This window comes from Streptomyces sp. NPDC022552, assembly GCF_055561875.1.
On the sequence record NZ_JBVHGJ010000014.1, the window covers coordinates 33,474 to 59,472 of the forward strand.

At 71.4% G+C, this 25,999-nt stretch carries 26 protein-coding genes and 1 pseudogene; 16 read left to right on the plus strand and 11 right to left on the minus strand.

Going from position 1 to position 25,999, the window contains the following annotated elements; all coding sequences use genetic code 11:
* Positions 1-76: 76 nt before the first annotated feature.
* The 3 genes and pseudogenes from ACZ3OF_RS28955 to ACZ3OF_RS28965 all read right to left on the minus strand — a co-directional run.
* A pseudogene (locus ACZ3OF_RS28955) lies at positions 77-292 on the minus strand (helix-turn-helix domain-containing protein); the annotation flags it as partial.
* Positions 292-783, minus strand: a complete 492-nt coding sequence (locus ACZ3OF_RS28960) for a DUF2975 domain-containing protein (RefSeq protein WP_361681371.1) — start codon at positions 781-783, stop codon at positions 292-294. The gene ACZ3OF_RS28960 and the pseudogene ACZ3OF_RS28955, both read right to left, overlap by 1 nt.
* Positions 784-873: 90 nt before the next feature.
* Complete coding sequence (locus ACZ3OF_RS28965; RefSeq protein WP_361681374.1) at positions 874-1,686, minus strand: diacylglycerol kinase family protein; 813 nt, start codon at positions 1,684-1,686, stop codon at positions 874-876.
* A 142-nt stretch (positions 1,687-1,828) separates the two neighbouring features.
* Between ACZ3OF_RS28965 and ACZ3OF_RS28970 the strand changes: the two genes are divergently transcribed.
* A complete protein-coding gene (locus ACZ3OF_RS28970) occupies positions 1,829-3,112 on the plus strand; it encodes an adenylosuccinate synthase (RefSeq protein ID WP_361681377.1) in 1,284 nt (427 codons plus the stop codon).
* 99 nt (positions 3,113-3,211) lie between these two features.
* Here the strand turns inward: ACZ3OF_RS28970 and ACZ3OF_RS28975 are convergent, their stop codons facing one another.
* A complete protein-coding gene (locus ACZ3OF_RS28975) occupies positions 3,212-4,042 on the minus strand; it encodes an oxidoreductase (RefSeq protein ID WP_361681380.1) in 831 nt (276 codons plus the stop codon).
* A gap of 120 nt (positions 4,043-4,162) precedes the next feature.
* Here ACZ3OF_RS28975 and ACZ3OF_RS28980 point away from each other — a divergent pair, with 120 nt between their 5' ends.
* Entirely contained in the window at positions 4,163-5,077 is a 915-nt protein-coding gene (locus tag ACZ3OF_RS28980; protein WP_361681383.1) for a LysR family transcriptional regulator, read from the plus strand.
* Between the two features lie 51 nt (positions 5,078-5,128).
* On the opposite strand, the gene ACZ3OF_RS28985 is transcribed toward ACZ3OF_RS28980, so the two are convergent.
* Both ACZ3OF_RS28985 and ACZ3OF_RS28990 read right to left on the minus strand, forming a co-directional pair.
* The gene (locus tag ACZ3OF_RS28985) at positions 5,129-7,033 is read right to left on the minus strand and encodes a serine/threonine-protein kinase (protein ID WP_361681386.1); all 1,905 of its coding nucleotides are present in this window, start codon (positions 7,031-7,033) and stop codon (positions 5,129-5,131) included.
* A gap of 38 nt (positions 7,034-7,071) precedes the next feature.
* A complete protein-coding gene (locus tag ACZ3OF_RS28990) occupies positions 7,072-8,595 on the minus strand; it encodes a substrate-binding domain-containing protein (protein ID WP_361681389.1) in 1,524 nt (507 codons plus the stop codon).
* Between the two features lie 166 nt (positions 8,596-8,761).
* Between ACZ3OF_RS28990 and ACZ3OF_RS28995 the strand changes: the two genes are divergently transcribed.
* Positions 8,762-9,703: an NADP-dependent oxidoreductase gene (locus tag ACZ3OF_RS28995; RefSeq protein WP_361681392.1), complete on the plus strand. Its 942-nt coding sequence runs from the start codon at positions 8,762-8,764 to the stop codon at positions 9,701-9,703.
* A gap of 31 nt (positions 9,704-9,734) precedes the next feature.
* Here ACZ3OF_RS28995 and ACZ3OF_RS29000 read toward each other — a convergent pair whose 3' ends face one another.
* Entirely contained in the window at positions 9,735-10,652 is a 918-nt protein-coding gene (locus tag ACZ3OF_RS29000) for a haloalkane dehalogenase (protein ID WP_467307702.1), read from the minus strand.
* Between the two features lie 96 nt (positions 10,653-10,748).
* On the opposite strand from ACZ3OF_RS29000, the gene ACZ3OF_RS29005 reads away from it, so the two are divergent.
* From ACZ3OF_RS29005 to ACZ3OF_RS29015, 3 genes are all read left to right on the plus strand, one after another.
* On the plus strand, positions 10,749-11,324 hold the full coding sequence (locus ACZ3OF_RS29005) for a MarR family winged helix-turn-helix transcriptional regulator (protein WP_467307704.1): 576 nt from the start codon (positions 10,749-10,751) through the stop codon (positions 11,322-11,324).
* Between the two features lie 156 nt (positions 11,325-11,480).
* On the plus strand, positions 11,481-12,365 hold the full coding sequence (locus ACZ3OF_RS29010; RefSeq protein ID WP_361677193.1) for a glycoside hydrolase family 19 protein: 885 nt from the start codon (positions 11,481-11,483) through the stop codon (positions 12,363-12,365).
* A gap of 167 nt (positions 12,366-12,532) precedes the next feature.
* Positions 12,533-13,027 carry a VOC family protein gene (locus tag ACZ3OF_RS29015; protein WP_361677190.1) on the plus strand — a complete coding sequence of 165 codons (495 nt, stop codon included), beginning with the start codon at positions 12,533-12,535 and terminating at the stop codon, positions 13,025-13,027.
* Here the strand turns inward: ACZ3OF_RS29015 and ACZ3OF_RS29020 are convergent.
* On the minus strand, positions 12,960-13,463 hold the full coding sequence (locus tag ACZ3OF_RS29020) for a MarR family winged helix-turn-helix transcriptional regulator (RefSeq protein ID WP_467307708.1): 504 nt from the start codon (positions 13,461-13,463) through the stop codon (positions 12,960-12,962). The two genes, ACZ3OF_RS29015 and ACZ3OF_RS29020, sit on opposite strands and share 68 nt — an antisense overlap.
* Positions 13,460-14,086, minus strand: a complete 627-nt coding sequence (locus ACZ3OF_RS29025) for a DJ-1/PfpI family protein (protein WP_467307710.1) — start codon at positions 14,084-14,086, stop codon at positions 13,460-13,462. The genes ACZ3OF_RS29020 and ACZ3OF_RS29025 overlap by 4 nt, the downstream gene beginning before the upstream one ends.
* 229 nt (positions 14,087-14,315) lie before the next feature.
* Here ACZ3OF_RS29025 and ACZ3OF_RS29030 point away from each other — a divergent pair, with 229 nt between their 5' ends.
* From ACZ3OF_RS29030 to ACZ3OF_RS29040, 3 genes are all read left to right on the plus strand, one after another.
* Complete coding sequence (locus ACZ3OF_RS29030) at positions 14,316-15,677, plus strand: aspartate aminotransferase family protein (RefSeq protein WP_361677181.1); 1,362 nt, start codon at positions 14,316-14,318, stop codon at positions 15,675-15,677.
* A gap of 69 nt (positions 15,678-15,746) precedes the next feature.
* The gene (locus ACZ3OF_RS29035; RefSeq protein ID WP_361677179.1) at positions 15,747-16,442 is read left to right on the plus strand and encodes a GntR family transcriptional regulator; all 696 of its coding nucleotides are present in this window, start codon (positions 15,747-15,749) and stop codon (positions 16,440-16,442) included.
* Between the two features lie 163 nt (positions 16,443-16,605).
* Positions 16,606-17,256, plus strand: a complete 651-nt coding sequence (locus tag ACZ3OF_RS29040) for a hypothetical protein (protein ID WP_361677176.1) — start codon at positions 16,606-16,608, stop codon at positions 17,254-17,256.
* A 126-nt stretch (positions 17,257-17,382) separates the two neighbouring features.
* On the opposite strand, the gene ACZ3OF_RS29045 is transcribed toward ACZ3OF_RS29040, so the two are convergent.
* Positions 17,383-18,120 (minus strand): SLATT domain-containing protein, encoded by a 738-nt coding sequence (locus tag ACZ3OF_RS29045; protein ID WP_467307837.1) that lies wholly within the window; start codon positions 18,118-18,120, stop codon positions 17,383-17,385.
* A gap of 302 nt (positions 18,121-18,422) precedes the next feature.
* On the opposite strand from ACZ3OF_RS29045, the gene ACZ3OF_RS29050 reads away from it, so the two are divergent.
* The 7 genes from ACZ3OF_RS29050 to ACZ3OF_RS29080 all read left to right on the plus strand — a co-directional run bounded on the left by ACZ3OF_RS29050 (position 18,423) and on the right by ACZ3OF_RS29080 (position 25,048).
* A complete protein-coding gene (locus ACZ3OF_RS29050) occupies positions 18,423-18,758 on the plus strand; it encodes a YbaB/EbfC family nucleoid-associated protein (RefSeq protein ID WP_361605000.1) in 336 nt (111 codons plus the stop codon).
* Between the two features lie 55 nt (positions 18,759-18,813).
* Positions 18,814-19,413, plus strand: coding sequence for a recombination mediator RecR (gene recR, locus ACZ3OF_RS29055; RefSeq protein WP_361677170.1), 600 nt, complete (start codon positions 18,814-18,816; stop codon positions 19,411-19,413).
* A gap of 41 nt (positions 19,414-19,454) precedes the next feature.
* Positions 19,455-20,117 carry a DUF5063 domain-containing protein gene (locus ACZ3OF_RS29060; RefSeq protein ID WP_361677167.1) on the plus strand — a complete coding sequence of 221 codons (663 nt, stop codon included), beginning with the start codon at positions 19,455-19,457 and terminating at the stop codon, positions 20,115-20,117.
* Between the two features lie 390 nt (positions 20,118-20,507).
* Positions 20,508-21,779, plus strand: a complete 1,272-nt coding sequence (locus ACZ3OF_RS29065) for an aspartate kinase (RefSeq protein WP_260228236.1) — start codon at positions 20,508-20,510, stop codon at positions 21,777-21,779.
* Positions 21,776-22,846 (plus strand): aspartate-semialdehyde dehydrogenase, encoded by a 1,071-nt coding sequence (locus tag ACZ3OF_RS29070; protein ID WP_361677164.1) that lies wholly within the window; start codon positions 21,776-21,778, stop codon positions 22,844-22,846. Before ACZ3OF_RS29065 ends, ACZ3OF_RS29070 begins: the two co-directional genes overlap by 4 nt.
* A 280-nt stretch (positions 22,847-23,126) precedes the next feature.
* Complete coding sequence (locus tag ACZ3OF_RS29075) at positions 23,127-23,858, plus strand: SigE family RNA polymerase sigma factor (RefSeq protein WP_361677161.1); 732 nt, start codon at positions 23,127-23,129, stop codon at positions 23,856-23,858.
* Entirely contained in the window at positions 23,855-25,048 is a 1,194-nt protein-coding gene (locus ACZ3OF_RS29080) for a hypothetical protein (protein ID WP_467307714.1), read from the plus strand. The genes ACZ3OF_RS29075 and ACZ3OF_RS29080 overlap by 4 nt, the downstream gene beginning before the upstream one ends.
* A gap of 188 nt (positions 25,049-25,236) precedes the next feature.
* Here ACZ3OF_RS29080 and ACZ3OF_RS29085 read toward each other — a convergent pair whose 3' ends face one another.
* Positions 25,237-25,977 carry an SURF1 family protein gene (locus ACZ3OF_RS29085; RefSeq protein ID WP_467307716.1) on the minus strand — a complete coding sequence of 247 codons (741 nt, stop codon included), beginning with the start codon at positions 25,975-25,977 and terminating at the stop codon, positions 25,237-25,239.
* Between the last annotated feature and the right edge of the window lie 22 nt (positions 25,978-25,999).

Here is a 25,999-nt window from a genome sequence, read left to right on the forward strand (position 1 = left end):
CGGCCCTGGTCTCCGGCCTGGTCTCGGTCTCGGTCTCGGTCTCGGTCTCGGTCTCGGTCTCGGACTCGGGCTCCGGCCCCGGTCCGGTCTCGGGCTCCCAGCGCAGCAGGTCTCCGGGCTGGCAGTCGAGCACCTCGCAGAGTGCCGCGAGCGTCGTGAAGCGCACCGCCTTGGCGCGGCCGTTCTTGAGCACGGCCAGGTTGGCCGGGGTGATCCCGACGCGTTCCGCCAGCTCGCCGACGGACATCTTCCGCCTGGCCATCATCACGTCGATGTCGACCGTGATCGGCATCAGATCACCTCGTCCAGCTCGGCCCGCATCCGCGTCGCCTCGACGTCGCGCGCGACGGCCTGGGCGAGCAGCGTGCGCAGGACGAGCACGATCAGTGCGACCCCCAGGATCGCCAGGCCGACTCCGCCCATGATGACCGTGACGCCGGGGTCGTCCCGCTGGCCCGGTGCGTTGAGGGCCGTGACCGCGAACCATACGAGGGCGGCCGCCACGATCGCCCCGATCACGACGTCCACGTATCGGAAGGCGGTGTGGGAGAACACGGTTCCGCGTCGCGCCATCGTCACCAGCCGCCATACGCAGACCATGACGACCTGGGCCGACACCAGGCCCAGGACCGTGATCAGGCGCAGCGGGGTCAGCGGGAGTGATCCGTCCTCCGGGTCGTTCCCGCTGACCAGCGCCCACACCATCAATGCCTGTACGAACACGGTGCCGGCGAGCACCATCGCGAGCACGGCGCGCAGGGCGAGCACCGTCAGTCTTCCCATTATCGCTCCTTCGATCGAGTCACGATGGGAATCTATTGAAAAACGATAGGCATGGCAAGCGGGGAGCGCCGGACCGGCACCGCCGGGCCCCTACGTCCTCGGCAGCGTCAGCCCCCACGCCCCTTCCCGAACCGTCCATGTCCGCCTCCGCACCGGGCCCGACACCACCGTGTCGGCGCGGTAGCGGAAGTCCGGCCCCGAGACCGTCAGGGTGCGGGCGTCGGTGTGGATGGGGGCCGCGGACGGGGGATGGATCGTGACGGCGGCCAGCCCCGACAGGGACGACCGCACGCTCACGCCCTCCACCGGCGCGTTCACATCGCTGAGCAGGACGCCGTCCGCCTCCACCCGCAGCCGGTGGACGCGGATCGCGGTCTGCGCCGGGGCCGGGTGGACCAGGGTGCGCACCAGCGACCGGCAGGTGTCCCAGACGGTCGGCGCGGCGGGGGCCGGCACCGACGGCGCCGCCCGTCCGGCCGGGATGCTCAGATCGCCCAGGACGACCCCGTCGCTGTCGTCGACGAGCAGGTCGAGCCGGTGCACCACCCCGTCGAGCACCGCCCGGGCTGCCGCCACCGTGCTGTGCGGCACGCCGAGCGCGTACGCCACTTCCAGGGTGTCGGGCGCGCCGATCGGAACGAGCGACAGCGCTCCGCCCGCGAGGTCACGCTCACGGTGCAGCAGCGTCACCGTCCGTAGCAGCGCGCGGTCGTCACCGACCACCACGGGGCGCCGCGAGCCCCGCCGGGCAAGGGCCCGGGAGAATTCCTCCGGGCTGTCCGGGAGACAGACTTTCGTCTCCGCTCCCGCACACAACACATCTTTCGCGATCCGTACGGACTCGCCGTCACTTCGGCGGGCGACCGGGTCGATGACCACCAGCAGCTGGTCGTGAGCCGACACCTCGGTCCTTCCTCGGGTAGCATCTTTGTGCAAGAGCCCCTTGCGCTATTGCGCCAGGGGCTTCGTCTATTCCGGGGCACACCGGTGAGGCGGCCTCGGCCCCTGACCTTGGACATGCCCCACCCGGAAGGGGTGTACGCCTGTGCCCGCACTTGTGCTGCTCGGTGCTCAGTGGGGTGACGAGGGCAAGGGAAAGGCCACCGATCTCCTCGGTGGATCCGTTGACTATGTAGTGCGTTACCAGGGCGGCAACAACGCCGGCCACACCGTCGTCGTCGGCGACCAGAAGTACGCGCTGCATCTTCTCCCTTCCGGAATCCTCTCCCCGGGGTGCACCCCGGTGATCGGAAACGGAGTCGTCGTCGACCCCGCGGTCCTGCTCTCCGAGCTGAGCGGACTGAACGAGCGAGGCGTCGACACGTCGAAGCTCCTGATCAGCGGCAACGCGCATCTGATCACTCCGTACAACGTCACCCTCGACAAGGTGACGGAACGGTTCCTCGGGAAGCGCAAGATCGGCACGACGGGGCGCGGCATCGGCCCGACCTACGCCGACAAGATCAACCGCGTCGGTATCCGGGTCCAGGACCTGTACGACGAGTCGATCCTCACCCAGAAGGTCGAGGCGGCGCTCGAGGGCAAGAACCAGCTCCTCGCCAAGCTCTACAACCGCCGCGCCATCGACGCCGCGCAGATCGTCGAGGAGATGCTCCAGTACGCGGAGCAGATCAAGCCGTTCGTCGCGGACACCACGCTGATCCTGAACAACGCGCTCGACGAGGACAAGGTCGTGCTCTTCGAGGGCGGCCAGGGCACGCTCCTGGACGTCGACCACGGCACGTACCCCTTCGTCACCTCCTCGAACCCGACCGCGGGCGGCGCCTGCACCGGCGCCGGCGTGGGCCCGACGAAGATCAGCCGGGTCATCGGCATCCTCAAGGCGTACACGACCCGTGTGGGCGCCGGGCCGTTCCCGACGGAGCTCTTCGACGAGGACGGCGAGGCGCTGCGCCGCATCGGTGGCGAGCGCGGTGTCACCACCGGCCGTGACCGTCGCTGCGGCTGGTTCGACGCGGTCATCGCGCGGTACGCGACCCGCGTGAACGGCCTGACGGACTTTTTTCTCACCAAGCTCGACGTGCTGACCGGCTGGGAGCAGATCCCGGTCTGCGTCGCGTACGAGATCGACGGCAAGCGCGTCGAGGAACTGCCGTACTCGCAGACCGACTTCCACCACGCGAAGCCGATCTACGAGATGCTCCCGGGCTGGTCCGAGGACATCACCAAGGCCCAGACCTTCGCGGACCTGCCGAAGAACGCGCAGGCGTACGTGAAGGCGCTGGAGGAGATGTCGGGCGCGCCGATCTCGGCGATCGGCGTGGGCCCGGGCCGGACCGAGACGATCGAGATCAACTCGTTCCTGTAGGCGCCTCTGCGTCGTCGGGTGTGCCCCGGTGCCGGAATCACTCCGGTACCGGGGCACACCTGTCTGCCGGCGCCCCGCGCTTCGGGGGGCGTGCCGGGGTCACACGTCCAACGTGGTGTCCCGGCCCGTCTTCTCCCAGGCCGTCAGGTCCGACCGCACCTGGTCGAGGTGGCCGAGGATGGTGTCGATCGAGTCGCTGCCCAGGGCGAGCCGCAGCGGTGTCCGGTCGGCGTCGAGGGCCTTGAGGACAGCCGCCGCGGCCTTCGCCGGGTCGCCCGGCTGTGTGCCGCCGCCGGTCTCCACATAGCTGCGCGTCTCCCCGACCGTCTCCGCGTAGTCGGCGATCCCGTCCGCGCTCATGCTGCGGTTGCCGAAGAGGCTCGTACGGAAGGCGCCCGGCTCCACGATCAGCACGTCGATGCCCAGCGGGCGCACCTCGGCGGCGAGCGCCTCCGACAGGCCCTCCAGCGCGAACTTCGTGGCGCTGTACGCGCCGAATCCGGCCATCGACATCTGCCCGCCCACGCTGCTGAGCTGCACGACGGCCCCCGAGCGCCGGGCGCGCATGTGCGGCAGGACCGCCCGCGTCAGCGCGGCGGGGCCGAAGAGGTGCACGTCGAAGAGCGAGCGCAGTTCGGCGTCGTCGGTCTCCTCGACGGAGCCGACGTGGGTGCGGCCCGCGTTGTTCACGAGGACGTCGATGCGGCCATGGCGCTCGGCGACGTCCTGGACGACGGTCTCGATCGCGGCCGTGTCGGTGACGTCCAGGGCGACCGCGTCGACCTGGTCCGGGTGGGCGGCGACCAGGTCGTCCAGGGTCTCGACGCGGCGGGCGGCGGCGACCACGACGTCCCCCGCGCCGATCGCCGCGTCGGCGAAGGCGCGTCCGAAGCCGCTGTTGGCGCCGGTGATCAGCCAGACCTTGCTCATGGCGGTGCTCCCTCGTTCGGTGAGACGTTCTCCCGGCGGCGCTTCTCGGTGGCGCTCCCCGGTACACGACGAGCGTGCGCCGCGGAGGCGTTGATCGTCCAAGACCCGTCGTGATAACCCATGGTTATGGACGTTCACGGTCGGGATCTCCGCTACTTCGTCGCCGTCGCCGAGGAACTGCACTTCACCCGGGCCGCCGAGAGCCTGTACGTCTCCCAGCCGGCGCTCAGCAAGCAGATCAGGGCCCTGGAACGGCAGCTCGGCGCCCCGCTCTTCGAACGCGACCGGCACGGCGTCCGCCTCACCCCGGTCGGTACGGCCCTGCTGCCGCACGCCCGTGCCGTCCTCGCCGCGTGGGACGAGGCACAGAGGGCGCTGCGCCGCGCGAAGGAGGCCGGGGGCGCCACGCTCGTCGTCGGCATGTCCACCAGCCCCGGGCGCGGCGGGCTGCTGCCCGCGATCCGCTCCCGCTTCACCGAGGCTCACCCGGAGGTCCGGCTGAAGCTGCGCCAGGTCGGCTGGGAGGACCCGTCGGCGGGCCTCGCCGACGGGACGAGCGACGTCGCCTTCGTCTGGCTGCCCCTGGAGGACGCCGAGCGCTACCGCTGGCTCGTCGTGGCCACCGAGCCCCGTCTCGTCGCGCTCCCCGAGGCGCACCCGCTGGCCGGCCGTGCCCGGGTGGACTTCGCGGAACTTCTGGACGAGCCCTTCCTCGCCCTGCCCTCGACCACGCCCGCCCTGCGCGACCACTGGCTGGCCCTGGACGCCAGGGGCGGCCGGGCGCCGCTGATCGGCGGGGAGATCGCCGGCGCGGACGAGACGTACGAGGCGCTGGTCGACGGCCTCGGCATCTGCCTGGTGGCCGCCGGCAACGCGCCTCTGCTCACCCGGGGCGGCGTCGTCGTCCGTCCCGTCGACGGGGTGTCCCCGACCCGCTTGGCCCTGGCATGGCGCGCGGACGACACCCGTACGCTCGTCCAGGACTACGCCCGCGCGGCGGCGACGCACCGCACCCCGCCCCCTGAATCGCCTTGACTCCCTCTCGCCGACTCCCCCTTCCCGCGCCGCCCTCCCACTCCTCGGCGGCTAACCGCGGTAGTACTCGCCCGGCTCCGCGTCCATCATCGGGAAGACCAGCAGGCGGTCCTTTCCCTTGAAACGGTCGACCGTGAGATAGCCGGCGATGCCGTCCCGCTCGCAGTCGCGGTCCGAGGCGTCCGGGACCCCGGTCCCCGGGCCGATGATCAGGGGCGTTCCGGAGCCGGCGAGGATCGCCGTGAAGGTGCAGACGAGCGACTCGGGCGTCGGGTTGCCCTCGTCGTCGGTGCGCGGGTAGACGTGCACACGCCGGAAGACGGCGGCGCCGACGGGGCCCTGGGTGATGGTCACCTCGTCGCTGTAGCGATCGCTGTTCCGGCCGAAGATCAGCGGGTCGTTCTTCATCTTCCACCGGCCGACGAGCCGCTCCGGAACGACGCTCGTGCCGGTCCCGGCCTTGCGGAAGGTGGCCTTCGCGGCTCCGGAGGACCACTCCAGGACGTCGGGGGAGCGCAGGGTGAGCGTCTGGTGCGCGGCGGGCGTGCAGCGCTGGGCGGGGACGCTCGTGGTGACGTCGGACTCGCCGAGGACGACCTTGTCCTCGTCGGCGGAGACGAGCCGCGAACGGCCCATGCACAGCCGCTCCTCGCTCACCTGGACGTACACGGCGGCCTTGGAGCCCACCGCGCCCTGACCGATCTCGATCCGGGAGGTCTCCCGGGGGTGGTCGGCCGAACCGCGCTGGACACCCTCCCAGGCGCCCAGGAACGCGGCCGGCACGATCCCCGACGGGCGGGCGGACACGTCGCCGGTCTGCGCGCCGGCACGGTTCTTCTGCCCGTCGTCGCCGCCGTTGCCGCTGCCCAGGTCCGGCCAGAAAACGTACGTGAGCGTGGCTGCCGCGGCGACGACGAGGGCCGTGGCGGCGGCGATCACGCCGCCCCGACGCCTCTTGGGCGCCTTCGGGACCGGCGGGGGCGGCGTGGGGTCGCCGGGTCCGCCGCCTGCCGTGCTGCCCGCCGTCGCGCCCGCCGTGCCGCCGGTCGCGCCGTCGGCGAAGGTGATCGCCTCCGTCTCCAGGACCCGCGCGGCGTGCCGACCGAGGCGGGCCAGCACCTCCGCGGGCAGCCACGGGTCGGCGACCGCGATGGTCTCCACCAGCTCGGCGGCCGAGGGCCGGTCGGCCGGGTCCTTGGCGAGGCAGGCCCGGACCAGACCGGCCAGTTCGGCCGGGAGGTCCGTCAGGTCGGGCTCGTCGTGGGCGATGCGGAACATCGTGGCGTGGACGCCGCTGTCCGCCGTACCGAACGGAGAGTGGCCCGTCGCCGCGTAGACGAGGACCGAACCCAGGCAGAAGACGTCCGAGGCCGCGGTCAGCTTCTCGCCGCGCACCTGCTCGGGCGACATGAAGCCGGGCGAGCCGACCACGGCGCCGGTGCTGGTCAGCCCGCCGTCGGTGACGGTCTCCACGGCGCGGGCGATGCCGAAGTCGATGATCCGCGGGCCGTCGACGGTGAGCAGCACGTTGGACGGCTTCAGGTCACGGTGGACGAGCCCGGCCGCGTGCACATGGGTGAGCGCCCCCGCGAGCCCCGAGGCGAGCGTGCGCACCGTCTCGGCCGGCAGCGGTCCGAACTCCTCGCCCACCACGGCCCGCAGCGACGGCCCCGGGACGTAACCGACCGCCACCCAGGGGGACTCGGCCGCCGTGTCCGAACCGAGGACCGGGGCCGTGCCCGTGCCGCCGACCTGCTCCAGCGCGGCGACCTCGCGGGCGAACCGGCGCCGGAACTCGTCCTGCGCGGCCAGCTCCGCGTGCACGACCTTCACCGCGACCGTCCGGCCGCCCGCCGAACGGGCCAGGAACACCCGGCCCATCCCGCCGGCGCCCAGCCGTCCGAGCAGACGGAACGGGCCGATGCTGACCGGGTCTTCCGCGTTCAATGGCTCCACGTCGGAAGAGAATGCCAGACGCCCTCGGACCTGTGACGTCATCCTTCGCCGCAGATCCGCAGACCCTTGGGGGTCGCGCACGGCAGATGCCCGTGCGTACGGATGACGTCCTGGCCGCTGCCCCGTCTCAGATACGTGAGAAAACTGGAGGTCAGCGAGTCGGCCGGGGGCTCGCCCCAGGTGTAGGCGTACTCGATCTCCCGGTAGGGGTAGGTCGACTCGCCCATCTCGTCCACGTTCGCCGTCCGACCGTCGATGGCGACCCGGTGCAGGCCCTTCAGCCCACTCGCGGCGCGGAGTTCGCCGTAGCCGATGGCCCCCGGCAGCTTGGCGACCGTCGACAGCACCTGGTCCGTGCTGTCGAGCTCGCAGCGCACCACCCGGGCCTCCGGGTCGTCCTGGTTATGGCAGTCCCGTGAGGAGTTCGCGGGCTCGTTGCGGCCGAGGACCCGGCGCTGGAAGACCTCCCGCGTACCGGAGTTGGCGTCCCGGCTGACCAGACGCACCGGGACGTTCGGGCCGCCCGGTATCTCGCTCCAGTTGGTGATCCGCCCCTGGTAGAGGCGGCGGACCTGGTCGAGGGTGAGGTCGGTGACCGGAATCCCGTCGTTGAGGACGAGGGTGAACAGGGAGACGGCAACCATGCTTTCGCGCAGCTGCGGGTAGCCGCCGGGCTTCCGGCCGTCGGAGAGCGCGACGACGGCCGGGGAGCCCTTGCCCGCGGCGGCGCCCGCCGCCGCCAGTTCCCTTATCCCCGCCGTCGAGCCGTGGGCGTCGACCACGACGGTGGACCCCTCGCAGTCCTTCTCGTACTTCCGCGCCAGCTCGCGCACCGCCGGGGCGAACGCGGTGGAGCCGGTGACCGTGAGGGTGCCCTGGGCACAGCCGATGGGCGGCGGCCTGTCGCTGCGGACGATGATGCCGGCGAGGGTGACCACGCAGGCGGCGAGGACGAGCGTGATGTTCCGCGCGGCGGGGCTGAACGTCGGCGCCTTGTCGTCGACACTCATGCTCTCGTTGCGGTGGATGTCCACCACGTCACGGGTGCCGGTGATCCGGATCGCGCGCTCGGTGACGCTGCCGGAGAGCAGCACGAGCAGTTTGAAGTACTGTCCGCGCTCCAGCGACACCTTGGGCATCAGGACGGAGTCGCCGTCCTTGCGCAGCCCGCGCCCGGTCGCCATGTCGTTCCGTACCGGCTCGAACGCCCGGGGGATCGTGGCGACGACGGCCTGGACCGTCCTGTTCCCGAAGGTGATCTTCAGGCCCTCGGGTTCGCTGGACTGCGCGTAGTCCCCGTGGTTGATCTCGCGAAGGCCGTCGTTCTCGATCCGGAGCAGGACCAGGGTGGAACCGTTGGCGTCGCCGAGGTCGCCGTCCCGCAGGGTCAGGTCGCCGACGGTCTCGTCCGCCATGTGCAGGGGCGTGTTCAGCTGCACGCGGTATCCCAGACGCCTGCCCCGCTGCATGAAGCGCTCGTAGGCGACGACACCGGCGGAGACGAGGACACCGAGGAGCGCGGTGACCACGGCGATGACGTTCTCTGCGGTAACCCAGTCCACGAGCGAGACGGTACGGACGGGTGTGCGGTTCCGTGGGCGACGTGGTCTCCCGCCGCCAGGTGTTCTCCCTTCGTTCAGGTGCGTACGGGTTGGCGGCGTATCTGTTGCCGGGGGTGTGGACCGTGGGTGTAATGGCCACGAGGGGGCCCCGTCGGAGAGGAACCCCATGCGTGTCGTCGAAGTGACCGCCTACGGCGGCCCTGAGGTCCTGAGGATGGCCCGCCGGCCCGAGCCCGAGGCCGGGGACGTCCCGGGCCGCGTCCGTGTGCGCCTGAGGGCGGCCGGTGTGAACCAGGCGGACCTGCGGATCCGCGCCGGCCGGTACCCGGGTCACGTCGGCGATCTCAAGCCTCCCTTCGTGCTCGGTACGGACTTCGCGGGCACGCTGATGGACCCGGCGCCCGGCATGCCCGCCGGGACCCGCGTGGCCGGCTTCGTGCCCTGGTTCGAAGAGCTGACGGGCGAGGGGACGTACGCCGAGGTCCTGCGGGCCGCCCCGGAGTGGCTGGCCCCGATCCCGGACGACGTGGACTACACCGTGGCCGCCTCCGTCCCGCTGGCCTCCGCCACCGCCCAGCAGGGCCTCGACCGGCTCGCCCTGCCTGAGGGCTCGACGCTGCTCGTGACCGGTGCGAGCGGGGTGGTGGGCCGCCTCGCCGTCCAGTACGCAGCGGCGGCCGGAGTACGGGTCGTGGCCGTCGCCCACGAGGGTGACGAGAGCGAGCTGAAACTGCTCGGCGCGGAGCACAGCATCCCGCGGGGCACCCCTGAGGACGTCGTAGCCAGGGTCTTGGCCGTCGTCCCGGAGCGGGTGGACGCCGTCTTCGACGGAGCGTTCCATTCGGCCCCGGCGCTCGCCGCGGTGAAGGACGGGGGCACCTTCATCGCCCTCGCCGCCGACCGGACGCCGACCGCCGAGCGGAACATCCGCGTCGAGACCGTCCGCGGCAGGCCCGACGCCGCCCGGCTCAAGGAGACCCTGGAGAAGGTGGCGGCCCGCGAGCTGATCACCCGTGTGGCCGACGTCATGCCCCTGGAGGAGGTCGCGGAGGCCCACCGCAGAGCGGAGGCGGGCCACCGGCCCGGCCGCATCATCCTGATGATCTAGCGCCCCGCCCGCAGCGTCGTCGGCGTGCTCGTCAGGCCCCCGGGAGCAGCGTCGCCGTCGCCCGGGGAGCCGGGATGCCCAGGCCGTGGCGGTCCGCCCAGGCGGTGACCGCCGCGGCTATCTCCGTGGGGCGGTCCTCCGGTGCCTGGTGGCCCGCGGGCCCACAGTGGACGGTCTCCAGCGCGGATATGTGCGCCTCGCACCAGGCCGCCATGGCCGGGCCGACCATCAGCGTCGGAGATCCGTCGAAGGTCATCAGCAGCTTCGGCACCTCCGGGCTGTCCGCCAGCCATGCGTCGTACTGCTCGATCCGGGCGACGACCTCGGCCGGTTCCCCGCCCAGCGGCATCGAGCGCGGCCACTGGAGCAGGGGCCGCCGGGACTCGGGCGTCGGGTACGGCGCGCGGTAGACGTCGTGGTCCGCCTCGCTCAGGCCGGTCAGCACCGTGTGGGCGAACGCCTCCTCGACGAAGACGTTCCGCTCCAGGACCAACTCCTCACCCACACCCGGGGTCTTGAATGCCCGGAACCGGTCCCGCGCGCCCTCGGGATACTCCTCCCAGCTCATCGGCCGCAGGATCGTCTCCAGGAAGGCCACGCCCCGCACACTCTCCGGATGCCGGGCCGCCCGGTCGAAGGCGAGCGAGCCGCCCCAGTCCGTCCCGATCAGCACGACCTCGTCGAGCCCCAGCGCCTCGAACCAGGCGTCCAGATACCGCGCCTGGTCCGCGTAGCTGTAGGCGATGTCCGGCTTGCCGGAACGCCCCATCCCGATCAGGTCCGGCGCGAGAAGCCGCCGTTCGCCCCCGACGGCCGAGAGGACGTGTCGCCAGAGGTGGGAGGAGGTCGGGTTGCCGTGCAGGAAGACGAGCGGGGCGGCGCCGGCGGCAACGCCGGCGCCCGACTCCTCGTAGTGCATCGTCGAGTCGAGGACCTTGATCGTAGGCATGATTCATTCACCCTTCCAACGTTCGTCGCGCTAACGTTTGCGGCACTAACGAAGCTATATCGTTCGGTGCACTAACGCAAGGGGTAATCTGCGGCCATGATGACGGACGACGCGGGCGCCGCGAACGACGCCCTCGCAGGCACGGCAGGCACGGCAGGCACGGCAGGCACGGCAGGCACGGCAGGCGCGGGAGGCGCAGGAGGCGCAGAAGGCGCTCAGGGTGCGGAGGGTGCCGAGATGGACGAGCGGCAGACCCCGGCCCGCCTCCGCGGCCTGCCCAGCCGCCTCCTGAACATGGCCGCCGCTCGGGCGGACCGCCTGGTCACCGCGAGCTTCGCGGAGCAGGACGCCCGCAAGTGGCACTACGCGGTTCTCGCCGCGCTCGACGACGGCGGCTCGACCAGCCAGGCCGGCCTGAGCCGCCGCACCGGCATCTACCGCAGCGACCTCGTCGCCGTCATCAACGAACTCGCCGAACGCGGCCATGTCGAGCGGACCCCCGACCCGGACGACCGCCGACGCAACGTCATCACTCTGACCGGGCAGGGCCGTCGGCATCTGGAGCGCCTGGACGAGGTGCTGGCCGGGGCGCAGGACGAGCTGATGGGCGGCCTCACGACGCTCGAACGGGAGCTGCTGACCAGCCTGTTGGAGCGGATGCTCCGGCACTGAGGGTGCTCGGGTGCTCGCCCGCCCGGTGTGAGGAGCGGCGACGGAGGGGTGAGGTCGGAGAAGCGGACCAGTCATCGTCCCAAGTCTTGGTCTAGACCTTGACAGGTCCAGACCAAAAGCGCTTCGCTGGCGTCTCCCCCACGGAAGGGCGAGCGCATGCTGCGACGTCTGCTCATTTTCATGTCCGCACTCTGTACGGCCGTCGGACTGGCCGTCTTCCTTCCGGCCGCAACGGCCGGGGCGGCACCCGCCTGCGTGGGCGCCTGGAACTCCTCCAGCGTCTACACCGGCGGCATGACCGCCTCGCACAACGGCCACAACTGGTACGCCAAGTGGTGGACCCAGAACGAAACCCCGGGCACATCGGACGTCTGGCGCGACGAGGGCGCCTGCGGCGGCGGCACGACACCGCCGCCCTCCTCCGGATTCGTCGTCTCCGAGGCTCAGTTCAACCAGATGTTCCCGAGCCGGAACTCGTTCTACACGTACAGCGGTCTCACGGCGGCCCTCAGCGCCTACCCCGCCTTCGCCAACACCGGTGGTGACACGGTGAAGAGGCAGGAGGCCGCCGCCTTCCTCGCCAACGTCCACCACGAGACCGGCGGCCTGGTCCACATCGTGGAGCAGAACACCGCCAACTACCCCCACTACTGCGACTGGAGCCAGTCCTACGGCTGCCCCGCCGGCCAGGCCGCGTACTACGGCCGCGGCCCGATCCAGCTGTCGTGGAACTTCAACTACAAGGCCGCGGGTGACGCCCTCGGCATCAACCTCCTGAACGACCCCTGGCGCGTCGAGCGCGAGTCGGCCGTCGCCTGGAAGACCGGCCTCTGGTACTGGAACACCCAGAACGGCCCCGGCACGATGACCGGCCACAACGCCATGGTCAACGGTGCCGGCTTCGGCCAGACGATCCGCTCGATCAACGGTTCGCTGGAGTGCGACGGCAAGAACCCGGCGCAGGTCCAGAGCCGGGTGACGAAGTACCAGCAGTTCGCCCAGATCCTGGGCGTACCGACGGGCGCGAACCTGTACTGCTAGTTGTCCCCGGACGGCGCGTACCCACGGCCAGGACGGCGGGCCCACGGCAACCGTGGGCCCGCCGTCGTCGTGTCGCGCGGCACGTACGAGGTGTTCCGCAGGCACGTACGCGCGCAACGGCCCCGCACAGGACAGGATCTGGCCTCATTGCCTCGTACGGTCGCGCCATGAACGCGAACATCCCCGAGGGGTACACCACCGTCACGCCCTGGATCATCGGTCACGACACCGCCGGGCTCATCGACTACCTGGAGCGCGCCTTCGGCGCCGAGGACCTGGGCCGCGTGGAAATGGAGGACGGCACGATCGGCCACGCCGAACTCCGGATCGGCAACGGCCGGCTGATGGCGTTCGACAGCCCGCCGGGCTGGGACCCGACGCCCGCGTTCATCCGGTTGTACGTGGAGGACGCGGAGGCCACGCACCGTCAGGCCGTCGAGGCGGGCGGCACCTCGGTCACGGAGGTGACCCACCTCTTCTTCGGCGACAAGATCGGCCGGGTCCGCGATCCGTTCGGGAACCTGTGGTGGATCCAGGCCCACATCGAGGACGTCGACGAGGAGGAGATGGCCCGCCGGATGACGGACCCGGTGTTCACTCGGGCGATGGAGTACGTACAGGGGGCCATGTACCGACCGGGGGAGCAGGGTCACTCCCGCTGACCTTCTCCAGCGCCCGGGAGAGCCGCTCCAGGACCCGTGCGGTCTCGTCGAACTCCGCCTGGCCGCCGAGGGCGTCCGCGAGCCGGGCCGCGAGGTCGGCGTGACCGGGGTCGAGCCGCTCGACGGCCGCCAGCCCCTCGGAGGTCGGCGTGAGGAGCTTGGCGCGGCGGTGCGCCGGATTGGGTTCGTACGCCGCGAGGCCGCGCTCCACCAGAAGATCCGCGATCCGCTGGACGCTCTGGCGGGTGATGCCCATGGTGCGGGCGATGCCCGCGACGGGTTGCGGGGTGCGGAGTACGGCTCCGAGGACCTGCCACCAGGCGGCGGTGAGGCCCACCGGGCGGGCCAGTTCCTCCGAGACGGCGAGGAACTGGCCGTTGAGCCGGAAGACGCCGAGCGCGGTGCGGGTGAGGGCGTCCTGCTGCTCCCGGCTCACGACGCCTCGTCGTCCGCGTTGAGCAGCTCGTACGCCGCCGCGTCCGAGTCGTGGAAGAGGCGGTACCAGGCGTCCAGCCTGGTGCCGTCGAAGGCGCCCATGGTTCCGAGCACCTCGCGGGCGAAGGCGACCGGCTCGGTCGGCCCGGCCGTGATGAGGTCGCCGGCGCCGTCGGCGCCCTTGTCCGTGACCGCGTCGGCGTCGACGTAGTGCGCGCCGCCCCGGTAGCCGGTGGCGGCCAGGTAGAACGAGATGGCGCTGGTGTGCGCGCGGTCGTCGAGGAGGCCTTCGCGGGCCAGGCCGGCGGTGGCGCCGCAGATGGCGGCGACGGGGACGCCGGCGTCGACGAAGCGGCGGGCGGTGGCGGCGAAGGGGGCGAGGTCGTCGCTCGTGTCCCAGAGGTCGGCGCCCGGGAGGATCAGGAGCGCGCTGTCCTCGGGCCGGAGGTCCTCGAGGGAGAGGTCGGGGAGGACCCGGGTCCCGCCGATGGTGGTGACGGGCTTGTCGGCGACGGGGCCGACCGTCGTGACCGTGAAACCGGAGCGGGCGAGCCAGGCGGTGGCGTGGCCGGTTTCCCAGTCGGCGAGGGTGTCGTAGACGGCGAGGTGGACGGTGCGGGGCATTGCGGGCCTCCAGCGGCGGTGTCGGTGCCGTTCTTCTTATGACAGAAGGCTGTCATGTCGACAGGATGCTGTCAATCGATTGACCGTGCGCCCCTGGGCGGCGAGGGAGGACGGGCGCGGGGCGATCGCCCGCACCGCGACGGGGGACGGCAACGTGTCGGGTCCGTGTCGGTCTCGGTGGACAAGATGGTCATGGCCGCTCCGACCTGCGCGTCCTTACCCTGGACGCATGACCCCTCATGTCGAACCCGATCCCCAGGCCGGCGCGGCCGTGAAGGCCGCAGACCGCGCGCACGTGTTCCACTCCTGGTCCGCCCAGGGCCTGATCGACCCGCTCGCCGTCGCCGGCGCCGAGGGTTCGTACTTCTGGGACTACGACGGCAACCGCTATCTCGACTTCACCAGCGGCCTCGTCTACACCAACATCGGCTACCAGCACCCGCGCGTGGTCGCCGCCATCCAGGAGCAGGCCGCGAAGCTCACCACCTTCGCGCCCGCGTTCGCCATCGACGTACGCTCCGAGGCCGCACGCCTCATCGCCGAGCGCACGCCCGGCGACCTGGACAAGATCTTCTTCACCAACGGCGGCGCCGAGGCCGTCGAGAACGCCGTACGGATGGCCCGTCTGCACACCGGCCGCCACAAGGTGCTCTCCGCCTTCCGCTCGTACCACGGCGCCACCTCCACCGCGATCAACCTGACCGGCGATCCGCGCCGCTGGGCCTCCGACACCGGCTCCGCGGGCGTCGTGCGCTTCTGGGCGCCGTTCCTCTACCGCTCGCCGTTCTACGCCGAGAACGAGCAGCAGGAGTGCGAGCGCGCCCTCGCCCACCTCGAGGACACCATCGCCTTCGAGGGCCCGGCCACCATCGCCGCGATCATCCTGGAGACCGTCCCCGGCACCGCCGGCATCATGACCCCGCCGCCCGGCTACCTCGCCGGTGTCCGCGAGATCTGCGACAGGTACGGCATCGTCTTCGTCCTCGACGAGGTCATGGCGGGCTTCGGCCGCACCGGAAAGTGGTTCGCCGCCGAGCACTTCGGCGTCGTGCCCGACCTGATGACCTTCGCCAAGGGCGTGAACTCCGGTTACGTGCCCCTCGGCGGAGTCGCCATCAGCCAGGAGATCGCCGCGACCTTCGACAAGCGGCCCTACCCGGGCGGACTGACCTACTCCGGTCACCCGCTCGCCTGCGCCGCGGCCGTCGCCACCATCCAGGTCATGGAGGACGAGAAGGTCGTCGAGCACTCCGCCCACATCGGCGAGACCGTCCTCGGCCCCGGCCTGCGCGAGCTCGCCGAGCGTCACCCCTCCGTCGGCGAGGTCCGCGGCACGGGTACGTTCTGGGCGCTCGACCTCGTCAAGAACAAGGAGACGCGCGAGCCGCTCGTCCCGTACAACGCGACGGGCGAGGCCAACGCCCCCATGGCGGCCTTCGGCGCGGCGGCCAAGAAGCACGGCCTGTGGCCCTTCATCAACATGAACCGCACCCACGCCGTCCCCGCCTGCAACGTCTCGGAGGCGGAGGCCAAGGAGGGCCTGAGCGCCCTCGACGCGGCGCTGAGCGTGGCCGACGAGCACACATCGTAAGAATCGTCACGGAGTCGGACCCTCCGTCTGGTCTAGGGTGTCCCAGAGCCGGACGGAGGGGGCCGAATCATGCCCGCGAGCGGAGCTGTCACCCGCAACACCCTGCGGCGGCAGATCGCGGACGCGCTCCGTGACGAAGTGCTCGCCGGGCGTTTGCAACCGGGCGAGGAATTCACCGTCAAACAGATCGCCGAGCAGTACGGCGTCTCCGCCACGCCGGTGCGCGAAGCCCTCGTCGACCTCTCCGCGCAGGGGCTCCTCGACTCGGACCAGCACCGCGGCTTCCGCGTGCACCAGTTCACGATCGACGACTACCGCGGCATGGTCGAGGCCCGCATGCTCGTCGTGGACGGCATCTTCCGCCGCCACGACCCCGCCGTCCACCGGCCAGGACCCGACGTCTCGCGCGGGGTCGCGCTCGTCTCCATACGGCGCCGGGGCGAGGCGGCGGTGCGGGCGGCCCGCGCCGGTGACCTCGACATTCTCATCGGGTACGACATCCGCTACTGGCGCGAACTGGCCCGGCTGGTCTCCGCCAACGACTACATCGCCGACTTCCTGCACCGCCTTCGGGTCCAGGCATGGGTGTTCTCCGTGCCGTACCTGCGCTCCGACCGGGACCTCCTCGGCTGGCTGTGGAGCGGGCACGTGGATCTCGTCGACGCGCTGACCCTCGGCGACGCGGACGCGGCGGTCGAGGTCGTACGGGCGTACAACCAGCAGTCGTTGGAGTGGGCGGACCGCGTGGAGCTGCAGTCACGCTGAACGGGCGCGGGACCGGGCGGGAGAACGCACGGGTCCGCGCGACGGCGACGGCGCCGCGTGGGTGTCGCGCGGTGTGTCGAAGGGCAGGTCACCACCAGGTGTGCGGTGCGGACCGCGCCGACTACCCTGGCCGTCCCTGCAACTGACGGAGAGCGAGCCTCCCTTGGCCTGTGACCTGTGGCTGGTCCCTCTTGTCGACGTGCTGTGCCACAGCCCCGACAATCCCTTCGCCGAAGAGATCGCCGCCTACGACAAGGCCCTGACCTCGTCCGGTCTGCCCACCGTCCCCGTGTTCGCCTACATGCCGGGGCTTTCCGGCGATGTCGCGCCCGTCGCCGGGTTCGACTACGACGCCCTGCACTTCCTGCGCCGCGCCTACCTGCTGCACCTGTGCGGCCTGCCCGTCGAGCCGGTCGACGAGCTCGGCGGGGACTACGAGCAGCTCCTGGAGATGTTCGAGGCCACGGCGCAGCAGTCCCACCTCGTCTGGCACTACGACCACGCCGGCGCGTACGTCCCCGTGGACTTCCCGGCTCCGCTCTCCAGCGACGAACTCCTGGAAGGCGGCGGCCCGCTGGGGTCCTCGCACGGGCTGCTGCGGGAGCTGGAGTTCGTCGCGCCCGCGATCGGGATCGACCCGGCCAACCCGCCCGCCCCGCCGCTGCCGCCGGAGCGGCCGACCTCGCTGGAGGAGCCGGCCGGGCCGGTCGCGTACGACGACAGTCCGTTCGCCCGCGAGCGCCATGTGTGGCTCGGGCTGCACGCGGCGGCGACCCGGAGCCTCGGCCAGGGCTCGATGATCATCCTGAGCTGACGCCACGCCGCCGGCCGACCGGACAGACGGAAGGGCGCCCCCGGGTACGACGGGGGGCGCCCTTCCTTCGTCCCGTCCGGTCAGCGCGGCTCGGGCTCGTACGGTCGGTGGCTCGGCCTCGTGCGGTCAGCGCGGCTCGGGCGGCCGCTGCCTCGGCATGTTGGGGCGGGTACCCGGCGGAAGGGGGAAGCGGCCCGAGGGGTGCCCGCCCTCGGGCCGGGACCCGGTCGCGCCCACCGACTGCAGGGCCAGCGGCGTCGGGCCGGAGCGGAACTCGACCATCCAGTCCGCCGTCTCCGCCCGTACGAGCTCCGTCACGTCCTCCGAGAACCGGCGCAGCACGCCCAGGCACCGCTCCGCGGCCTCGCTCGCGGTCCCCTCGGTGGGCCCGAGGACCTCCCGTACGCTCTCCGACGCCCAGTCGAACTGCAGGGCCTGCAGCCTGCGCTGCACCGCCTGTGCCGTCGCCACGTCCCTTATCCAGCCCGACGTCAGCCCGAAGTACCGGTCGCACGCCATGCACGCCGCGCCGAGCAGCAGGGACAGGTACCCCCAGCCCGCCGCCCCGTCCGCCGCGCCCGTCAGATCGAGCAGCGGCAGCGCGGCGCCGGCGACCACGCCCAGCGCCGTTCCGGCCCGCAGGGCCCGTGCGCAGCGGCGCTTCCACACGCGGTCGGACAGGTACCACTCCGCCGTGCGCAGCGCGTTGGACTCGACCCAGCGGTACAGCTCGTCCAGACGCTCCGCGGGCTCGCCCCAGTCGCCGAGCGGGAAGGGTGTCCCGGTCAGATCGCGGCGCGCGGCGGACCGCCCGGGCTCTTCCGGTTGTCCCGGCTGCCCGGGCGGCGGCTGCGGCGGCTGCATCTCCGGCTGCTGGCTCACCGGGGCACTCCTCTGTTCAGCTCAGCGCTCGTGTCCTTCTGTGACGTGCGGTGCACGTGGTGCCTGCCCTTCCTACCGCCGAATGGTGGGCTGTGGGCCCGGAATCCCGGGATTTCCGCCCGCAAGAGGGTCTTGATCAGGTAGAGGAGCCCGCAGTTTCTCACTCGAAAGAGTTGTGGCGGCAGGCCGGGCATGGACCACGTAGGCTCGGCCGTACCGAACGTCAGTCGTCACATCAGTCGTCCGGATGTCATCCGTATACCGTCGAAATGCCAGGAGTGACCGTGATTCCCGGTGGTGGCCAGCCCAACATGCAGCAGCTTCTCCAGCAGGCCCAGCAGATGCAGCAGGATCTCGCGCGCGCTCAGGAGGAGCTCGCCGCGACCGAGGTCGAGGGCCAGGCGGGTGGCGGTCTGGTGACGGCGACCGTGACCGGCTCCGGCGAGCTGCGCGGCCTGGTGATCGACCCCAAGGCGGTCGACCCGGAGGACACCGAGACGCTGGCCGACCTGGTCGTGGCCGCGGTGCAGGCCGCCAACGACAACGCCCAGCAGCTCCAGCAGGCCAAGCTGGGTCCGCTGGCGCAGGGTCTGGGCGGAATGCCGGGCCTGGGCTTCTAAGGCGCCCCGGCAGCCACTACCGTAAGAAACAAGCACTTCTGAGAAGGGCGTTCCGTTGTACGAAGGCGTGGTTCAGGACCTCATCGACGAACTGGGCAGGCTGCCCGGCGTCGGTCCCAAGAGCGCCCAGCGGATCGCCTTCCACATCCTCCAGGCCGAGCCGACCGACGTACGCCGTCTCGCGCACGCGCTCCTGGAGGTCAAGGAGAAGGTCAGGTTCTGCGCGGTCTGCGGCAACGTGGCGCAGCAGGAACAGTGCAACATCTGCCGCGACCCGCGCCGGGACTTGTCGGTGATCTGCGTGGTCGAGGAGCCGAAGGACGTCGTGGCGATCGAGCGGACGCGTGAGTTCCGCGGTCGGTACCACGTGCTCGGCGGCGCGATCAGCCCGATCGAGGGCGTCGGCCCGGACGACCTGCGTATCCGTGAGCTGCTCGCGCGGCTCGCGGACGGGTCGGTCACCGAGCTGATCCTCGCGACCGACCCGAACCTGGAGGGCGAGGCCACCGCGACGTATCTGGCGCGGATGATCAAGCCCATGGGCCTCAAGGTGACGCGTCTGGCGAGCGGCCTGCCGGTCGGCGGTGATCTGGAGTACGCCGACGAGGTCACCCTGGGGCGTGCCTTCGAGGGGCGGCGACTGCTAGATGTATGACGACAGGGTTCGCGCGCCAGCGCCCGAAGGAGGCACTCGCGATGTCTGACGCCACACTGCACGCGATCACGCAGGATCCGGACGACTTCGCGGTCCAGATCGCCGACTCGATCGAGTCCTTCATCGTGGCCACCACGGAAGTGGCCAAGGGCGACGAGCCCGACAGTGCGGTGCCCTTCCTGCTCCTGGAGATCTCCCAGCTGCTGCTCGCCGGCGGTCGGCTGGGCGCGCACGAGGACATCGTCCCGGACGAGCGGTACGAGACCGACACGGGTCCCGAGCCGGACGTGGACGATCTGCGCGAGCGGTTCGCGGTGATGCTGGACCCGGTGGACGTCTTCTCCGAGGTCTTCGACCCGTACGAACCGCGCAAGGCGCCCGTGCCGGCCCGGATCTCCGACAACCTCGCCGACATCGTCACCGACCTGCGGCACGGACTGGCCCACTACCGGGCGGGGCGTACGAGCGAGGCCCTGTGGTGGTGGCAGTTCTCGTACTTCTCCAACTGGGGCCCGACCGCCTCGGCGACCCTGCGGGCGCTGCAGTCCCTCGTCGCCCACGTCCGGCTCGACCAGCCCCTCGCCGCGCTGGACGGCCTCGACACGGACGAGGACCTGACGGAGGACGACCTCGCCGAGGAGGCGGGGCGTGTGATGGCGGAGGAGATCGCGGGCCCGCTGGGCCTCGGCACGCTGAAGTCGTAGGCCACGCGTCGTGGCACGTGACAGGGACGGTGGCGGCCGGGTCGGCCGGGAACGCTCGCCGGCGCCGCAGTAAACGGGCGCCGGGATCCGCGCGGTCGGCATCGTGGTGCTCCTCCTCGACCCGGCCTCCTCCGGGCCCCTCTGCCCGGCCTCCTCAGGGCGTCCTGTCGCCGCGTCCGACATGTGAGCCCGCGCACATCTCGGCCCACTTCCGAGTGCACCCGGCGCTCCCGGGCAGGCACACCCACCGGGCGGTCCGGAAGCTTCGGGCGTGATCACTGACTGAGCGGGACATCTCAGGATGCGATATACGGTCGGCGATTCCGGACCGCTCGTTAAACTGAGCCGACCGCAGTAATGACTGCGGCAGAGACTGACCGAGGAGCGCACGTGGGCCTTGTCGTGCAGAAGTACGGAGGCTCCTCCGTTGCCGATGCCGAAGGCATCAAGCGCGTCGCCAAGCGGATCGTGGACGCCAAGAAGAACGGCCACCAGGTGGTCGTCGTGGTTTCCGCGATGGGCGACACGACGGACGAGTTGATCGATCTCGCCGAGCAGGTATCCCCGATCCCTGCCGGGCGTGAGTTCGACATGCTGCTGACCGCCGGAGAGCGGATCTCCATGGCCCTGCTGGCCATGGCGATCAAAAACCTGGGCCACGAGGCCCAGTCGTTCACGGGCAGCCAGGCGGGTGTCATCACCGACTCGGTCCACAACAAAGCGCGCATCATCGATGTCACGCCGGGCCGGATCCGCACCGCCCTCGACGAGGGCAACATCGCCATCGTCGCCGGCTTCCAGGGTGTGTCCCAGGACAAGAAGGACATCACCACGCTCGGCCGCGGCGGCTCGGACACGACCGCCGTCGCCCTCGCCGCCGCGCTCGACGCCGAGGTCTGTGAGATCTACACCGACGTCGACGGCGTCTTCACGGCCGACCCGCGCGTGGTGAAGAAGGCGAAGAAGATCGACTGGATCTCCTTCGAGGACATGCTGGAGCTCGCCGCCTCCGGCTCCAAGGTGCTGCTGCACCGGTGCGTCGAGTACGCACGCCGTTACAACATCCCGATCCACGTCCGCTCGTCCTTCTCGGGGCTGCAGGGCACCTGGGTCAGCAACGAGCCGCAAGGGGACCGCAAGGTGGAGCAGGCCATCATCTCGGGCGTCGCCCACGACACGTCCGAGGCGAAGATCACCGTCGTCGGGGTGCCGGACAAGCCGGGCGAGGCCGCGGCCATCTTCCGGGCCGTCGCGGACGCCGAGATCAACATCGACATGATCGTGCAGAACGTGTCCGCGGCCTCCACGGGCCTGACGGACATCTCCTTCACCCTCCCCAAGGCCGAGGGCCGCAAGGCCATCGACGCCCTGGAGAAGGCGAAGGGCGCGATCGGCTTCGACTCGCTGCGCTACGACGACCAGATCGGCAAGATCTCCCTGGTCGGCGCCGGTATGAAGACGAACCCCGGCGTCACCGCCGACTTCTTCCGGGCGCTGTCCGACGCCGGTGTGAACATCGAGCTGATCTCGACCTCCGAGATCCGCATCTCCGTCGTCACCCGCGCCGACGACGTCAACGAGGCCGTGCGCGCCGTGCACAGCGCCTTCGGGCTCGACAGCGACTCCGACGAGGCCGTCGTCTACGGAGGCACCGGACGATGACCCCAAAGCCGACGCTCGCGGTCGTCGGTGCGACCGGAGCCGTCGGTGCGGTCATGCTCCAGATGCTCACGCAGCACGCGGACGTCTGGGGCGAGATCCGACTCGTCGCCTCGCCGCGCTCGGCCGGCCGCAAGCTGGCCGTGCGCGGCGAGGAGACCGAGGTCCTCGCGCTGAGCGAGGAAGCGCTCGAGGGCGTCGACCTCGCCCTCTTCCTGGTGCCCGAGGACATCGCGGCGCGCTGGGCGCCCATCGCCGCCGCCAAGGGCGCGGTGGTCGTGGACACCTCGGCGGCGTTCCGGGCCGATCCGGACGTACCGCTGGTGGTCCCCGAGATCAATCCGCACGCCGTACGGGTACGGCCCCGGGGCATCGTCGCGAGCCCCGGCTGCTCCACGCTGGCGCTGATCGTCGCCGTGGGCGCGCTGCACGCCGAGTTCGGGGTCGGTGAGCTGGTGGTGACCGCCCAGCAGGCCGCGAGCGGGGCCGGGCAGGCGGGTGTCGCCGCCCTGCGCGAGCAGCTCTCGATGGTGGCCGGGACCGAGCTCGGCACGCACCCCGGTGACGTACGGCGGGCCGTCGGCGACGACACCGGGCCGTTCCACGGGCCGGTCGCGCTCAATGTGCTGCCCTGGTCGGGGGAGCTGCGGGAGGACGGCTGGTCCTCCGAGGAGCTGCGGCTGCGCGAGGAGACCCGCAAGATCCTCGACCTTCCCGGGCTGCCCGTCGCCGCCACCTGCGTCCGTGTCCCGGTGGTGACCGCGCACTCGGTCTCCGTGCACGCGCGTTTCGAGCGGCCGGTGAGCGTCGGGCGGGCGCACGAGATCCTGGCGACCTCGCCGGGTGTGGTGCTCTTCGACGATCCGGCGGCGGGCGACTTCCCCACGCCCGCCGACGTCGTGGGCACGGACCCCGTCTGGGTGGGGCGCGTGCGCCGGTCGATGGACGACGAGCGTGCGCTGGAGTTCTTCGTGTGCGGAGACAACCTCCGCAAGGGCGCCGCGCTGAACGCCGTACAGATTGCGGAGTCGATCATTCGCCCCGTGCGTCCGGAAATCGACGACGACTGATCGTTCGACTTTGTAGGATCTGTGAACGCCCTGTGAGCAAATCGGCGTCAGATGCCCCTTGAACTGGGGTGACGGCATGTCCGACGATGCTCTTCACCCCTTACCGCAACCGGTAGTTGGGTGGGAGGCGTCTCTGTGCGCACCCATGTGGTGTGTCGCAAAACGTGCTGCGAAAACGGGGCATTGGGGAAGAACGGGTACGCATGAGGGTCATTGGTGCACCGTCAAAAACGGTGGCGTACGCGTACAACCCTGACGGGGGGAAGCGTGTCCAACAGGCGTGGCAGAGGTACTCGACATCGCAGCCGTCGTCCCGCTCCGCGGCACGGCAGTGGTCCCCGCGCGAGGGGCGCTCACCGTTCCCGGGCGCGGCACCGCGGGCTCCGTGGTGCGCCCGCTCAGGCGACCGCGTCCGGCCGGCGGCATGCCGGTGATCGCCCCCATGCCCGCAGGGACCAGGACCACCGGAGTGTCCGGCATCCCCTCGCCCCGCGAGAGCACTGAAGGCATCGTGTCCGCGGGCACCTCCGTCGATCATCTGACCGAGACCTACCGAGCGCACTACCGCTCGCTGCTCGGTCTCGCCGCGCTGCTCCTCGACGACACGGCCTCCTGCGAGGACGTGGTCCAGGAGGCGTTCATCCGCGTCCACTCCGCGCGCAAACGGGTGCGGGACCCGGAGAAGACACTGGCCTATCTGCGCCAGACCGTCGTCAACCTCTCGCGCTCCGCGCTGCGCCGCCGCATCCTCGGCCTCAAGCTGCTGTCGAAGCCGATGCCGGACATGGCGAGCGCGGAGGAGGGCGCGTACGACCAGCTGGAGCGGGACGCGCTCATCAAGGCGATGCGAGGGCTGCAGCGGCGTCAGCGCGAGGTCCTGGTCCTGCGATACTTCGCGGACATGACGGAGGCTCAGGTGGCCGAGACGCTCGGCATATCCCTGGGGTCGGTGAAGGCGTACGGCTCGCGTGGCATCGCGGCGCTGCGCGTCGCTATGGAGGCGACGGCATGAGCTCCGACGACACGAGGCGAGACGGCACGGGTTCCGGCGGTACGGGTTCCGGCGATGCGAACAGCGGCGGTACGAGTGGGCTGCCCGACGGTGACCGCGACGACATGGGACACGGGATTGTGAACGACGGGCCGGACAACGAGCGGGCCGACGCCCACGACGACCTCTTCGAAGGCGACGAACTGGCGCTGCGGCGGCTGCTGCACGGCGCCGTGGCCGACCTCCAGCCCACCGACGGGGCCCTCGACCACCTGCGCCGTGCCGTACCCGCGCGACGCACCCGCAAGCGCCAGGCCGTCGTCGGCTTCGCCGCGGCCGCCGTGCTGCTCGGCACCGCCGTCCCCGCCTTCGTCCACGTCGCCGGGTCCGGTGGCATCACCGCCGACCAGGCCGTGAACGCCGGCCACGGCGAACAGGCGCAGGGCGGCACGGGCTCCGAGACCGGTGTCGAGACCGGCGGGAACGGCGGCGGCACGCCGCCCGGTACGGCCACGCCGAGTCAGGGCGCCGAGGGCGGAACCTCCGAGGACTCCACGAACGAGACCGGGGGCGGCTCGAAGTCTCCGTCCGGCTCCTCGCCGGCGTGCGACGCCGCGCAGCTGGCCATCAGCTCGGTGCAGGCGGGTGGGCCGGACGCCGAGGGCAAGGTCTACGGCACGTTCCGTGTCGCCAACGTCTCCGGCAAGGAGTGCGTGGTGAGCGGCGACGGCAGCGTCGGCTTCCAGGCCCTCGGGGCGGCGGACCCGGCCAAGATCTCGGTCGTCGCGCACACCCCCGGGGACGCGGCGAGCGGATTGCCCGACCCCTCGCAGGAGTCGTCGATCCTGCTCCTGCGGCCGGACAGCGCGTACGAGGTGAAGTTCGCCTGGGTCCCCGCGGAGACGTGCCCGACCACCGGCACGCCCCCGGACCCCGAGCCGACCCCGAGTGTGGACCCGTCGCCGAGCGTGGACCCGACCCCGAGTCCGACGAAGGACGGCGAGGGCGCGACCTCAGGAGCCTCGGGCTCGACCGGCAACGGTGAGACGGTCGAGGGCACGGCCCCTCAGTTCGTCCTGGACGGTACGCCCGCCGACGGGAGCATCGCGGTCAGCCACACGGCCGAGCCCGGTGGCCCTCAGGCGGCCACGACGATCCCCAACGCATGCGCGGGCACCATCTACCGCACGGGCGTGCTGGACGCGTCCTAGCGCCCCTCCGGAGGCACGGGCGGGCGGGGGCCGGACCTCAGGGGCCGCCCCGGCCCCGCGCGAACCCCGCGAGGTCCGCGCGCAGGGGCGCGGCGCAGGCCGACGCAGGGGCCAGGCCCAGGCCACGGCGCAGGCTCATGCCACGGCGCAGGCGAGGCCGCTGACCGGACTCGGCCTGGCCGAGGCCCCTACAGCCCCAGCGCCGCGTCGCGGTGTGCCTCCACCTCGCGGCGCAGGAGGCGGAACCACATGAAGACGACGAAGCCCGCGAAGACGAACCACTCCGCCGTGTAGCCGAGGTTCTGGAACGCCTTCAGGTCCAGCGACGTGCCCGCCGCGGCCGCCGCCGGGACCGGCGTCAGTCCGGCGGGGGAGTCCGTGAGCGTGATCCACGCGTCGTACATCTCGTCGGGGACCAGGTTGACCAGCGACCCCGCGCTGATCATGCCGAGCTGGCCCTCCGGGAGGCCGCCGGCCGCGTGGACGCCCTTCGTGCCCGTGTTCTCGGACGCCTGGAGGGCGCCCACCACGGTGACCTGGCCCGGCGGCGGGGCCGGCGCCTTCGCGCCGGCCGGCAGCCAGCCCCGTACGACCGGGAGCGACTTGCCGTCGTCCGTCTTCAGCAGCGTCAGGACGTACGCGCCGGTACGGCCCTCCAGCTCACGGCCCGGCACCAGGAACTGCTCCCCGTACCGCCCGCTCGCCTCCGCGGGCCGGCCCGAGGTCTCCTTGTCCACCGGCAGCAGCGCGTCCAGCGGCTCGGTCTTCAGCGTGGCCGGGTCCGGGGCCTGCTCCGCCTCCCGGTGGGAGTCGACGCGGTCCTCGAACTTGCCCATCTGCCAGGTCCCCATGAAGAGGCAGAACGGGATCGCCAGCAGGACGAAGACGTTGATCCCCCACCAGCGGGGCGTTTTCAGGAACCGGTACACCCCTCCACGGTACGCAGCCGCC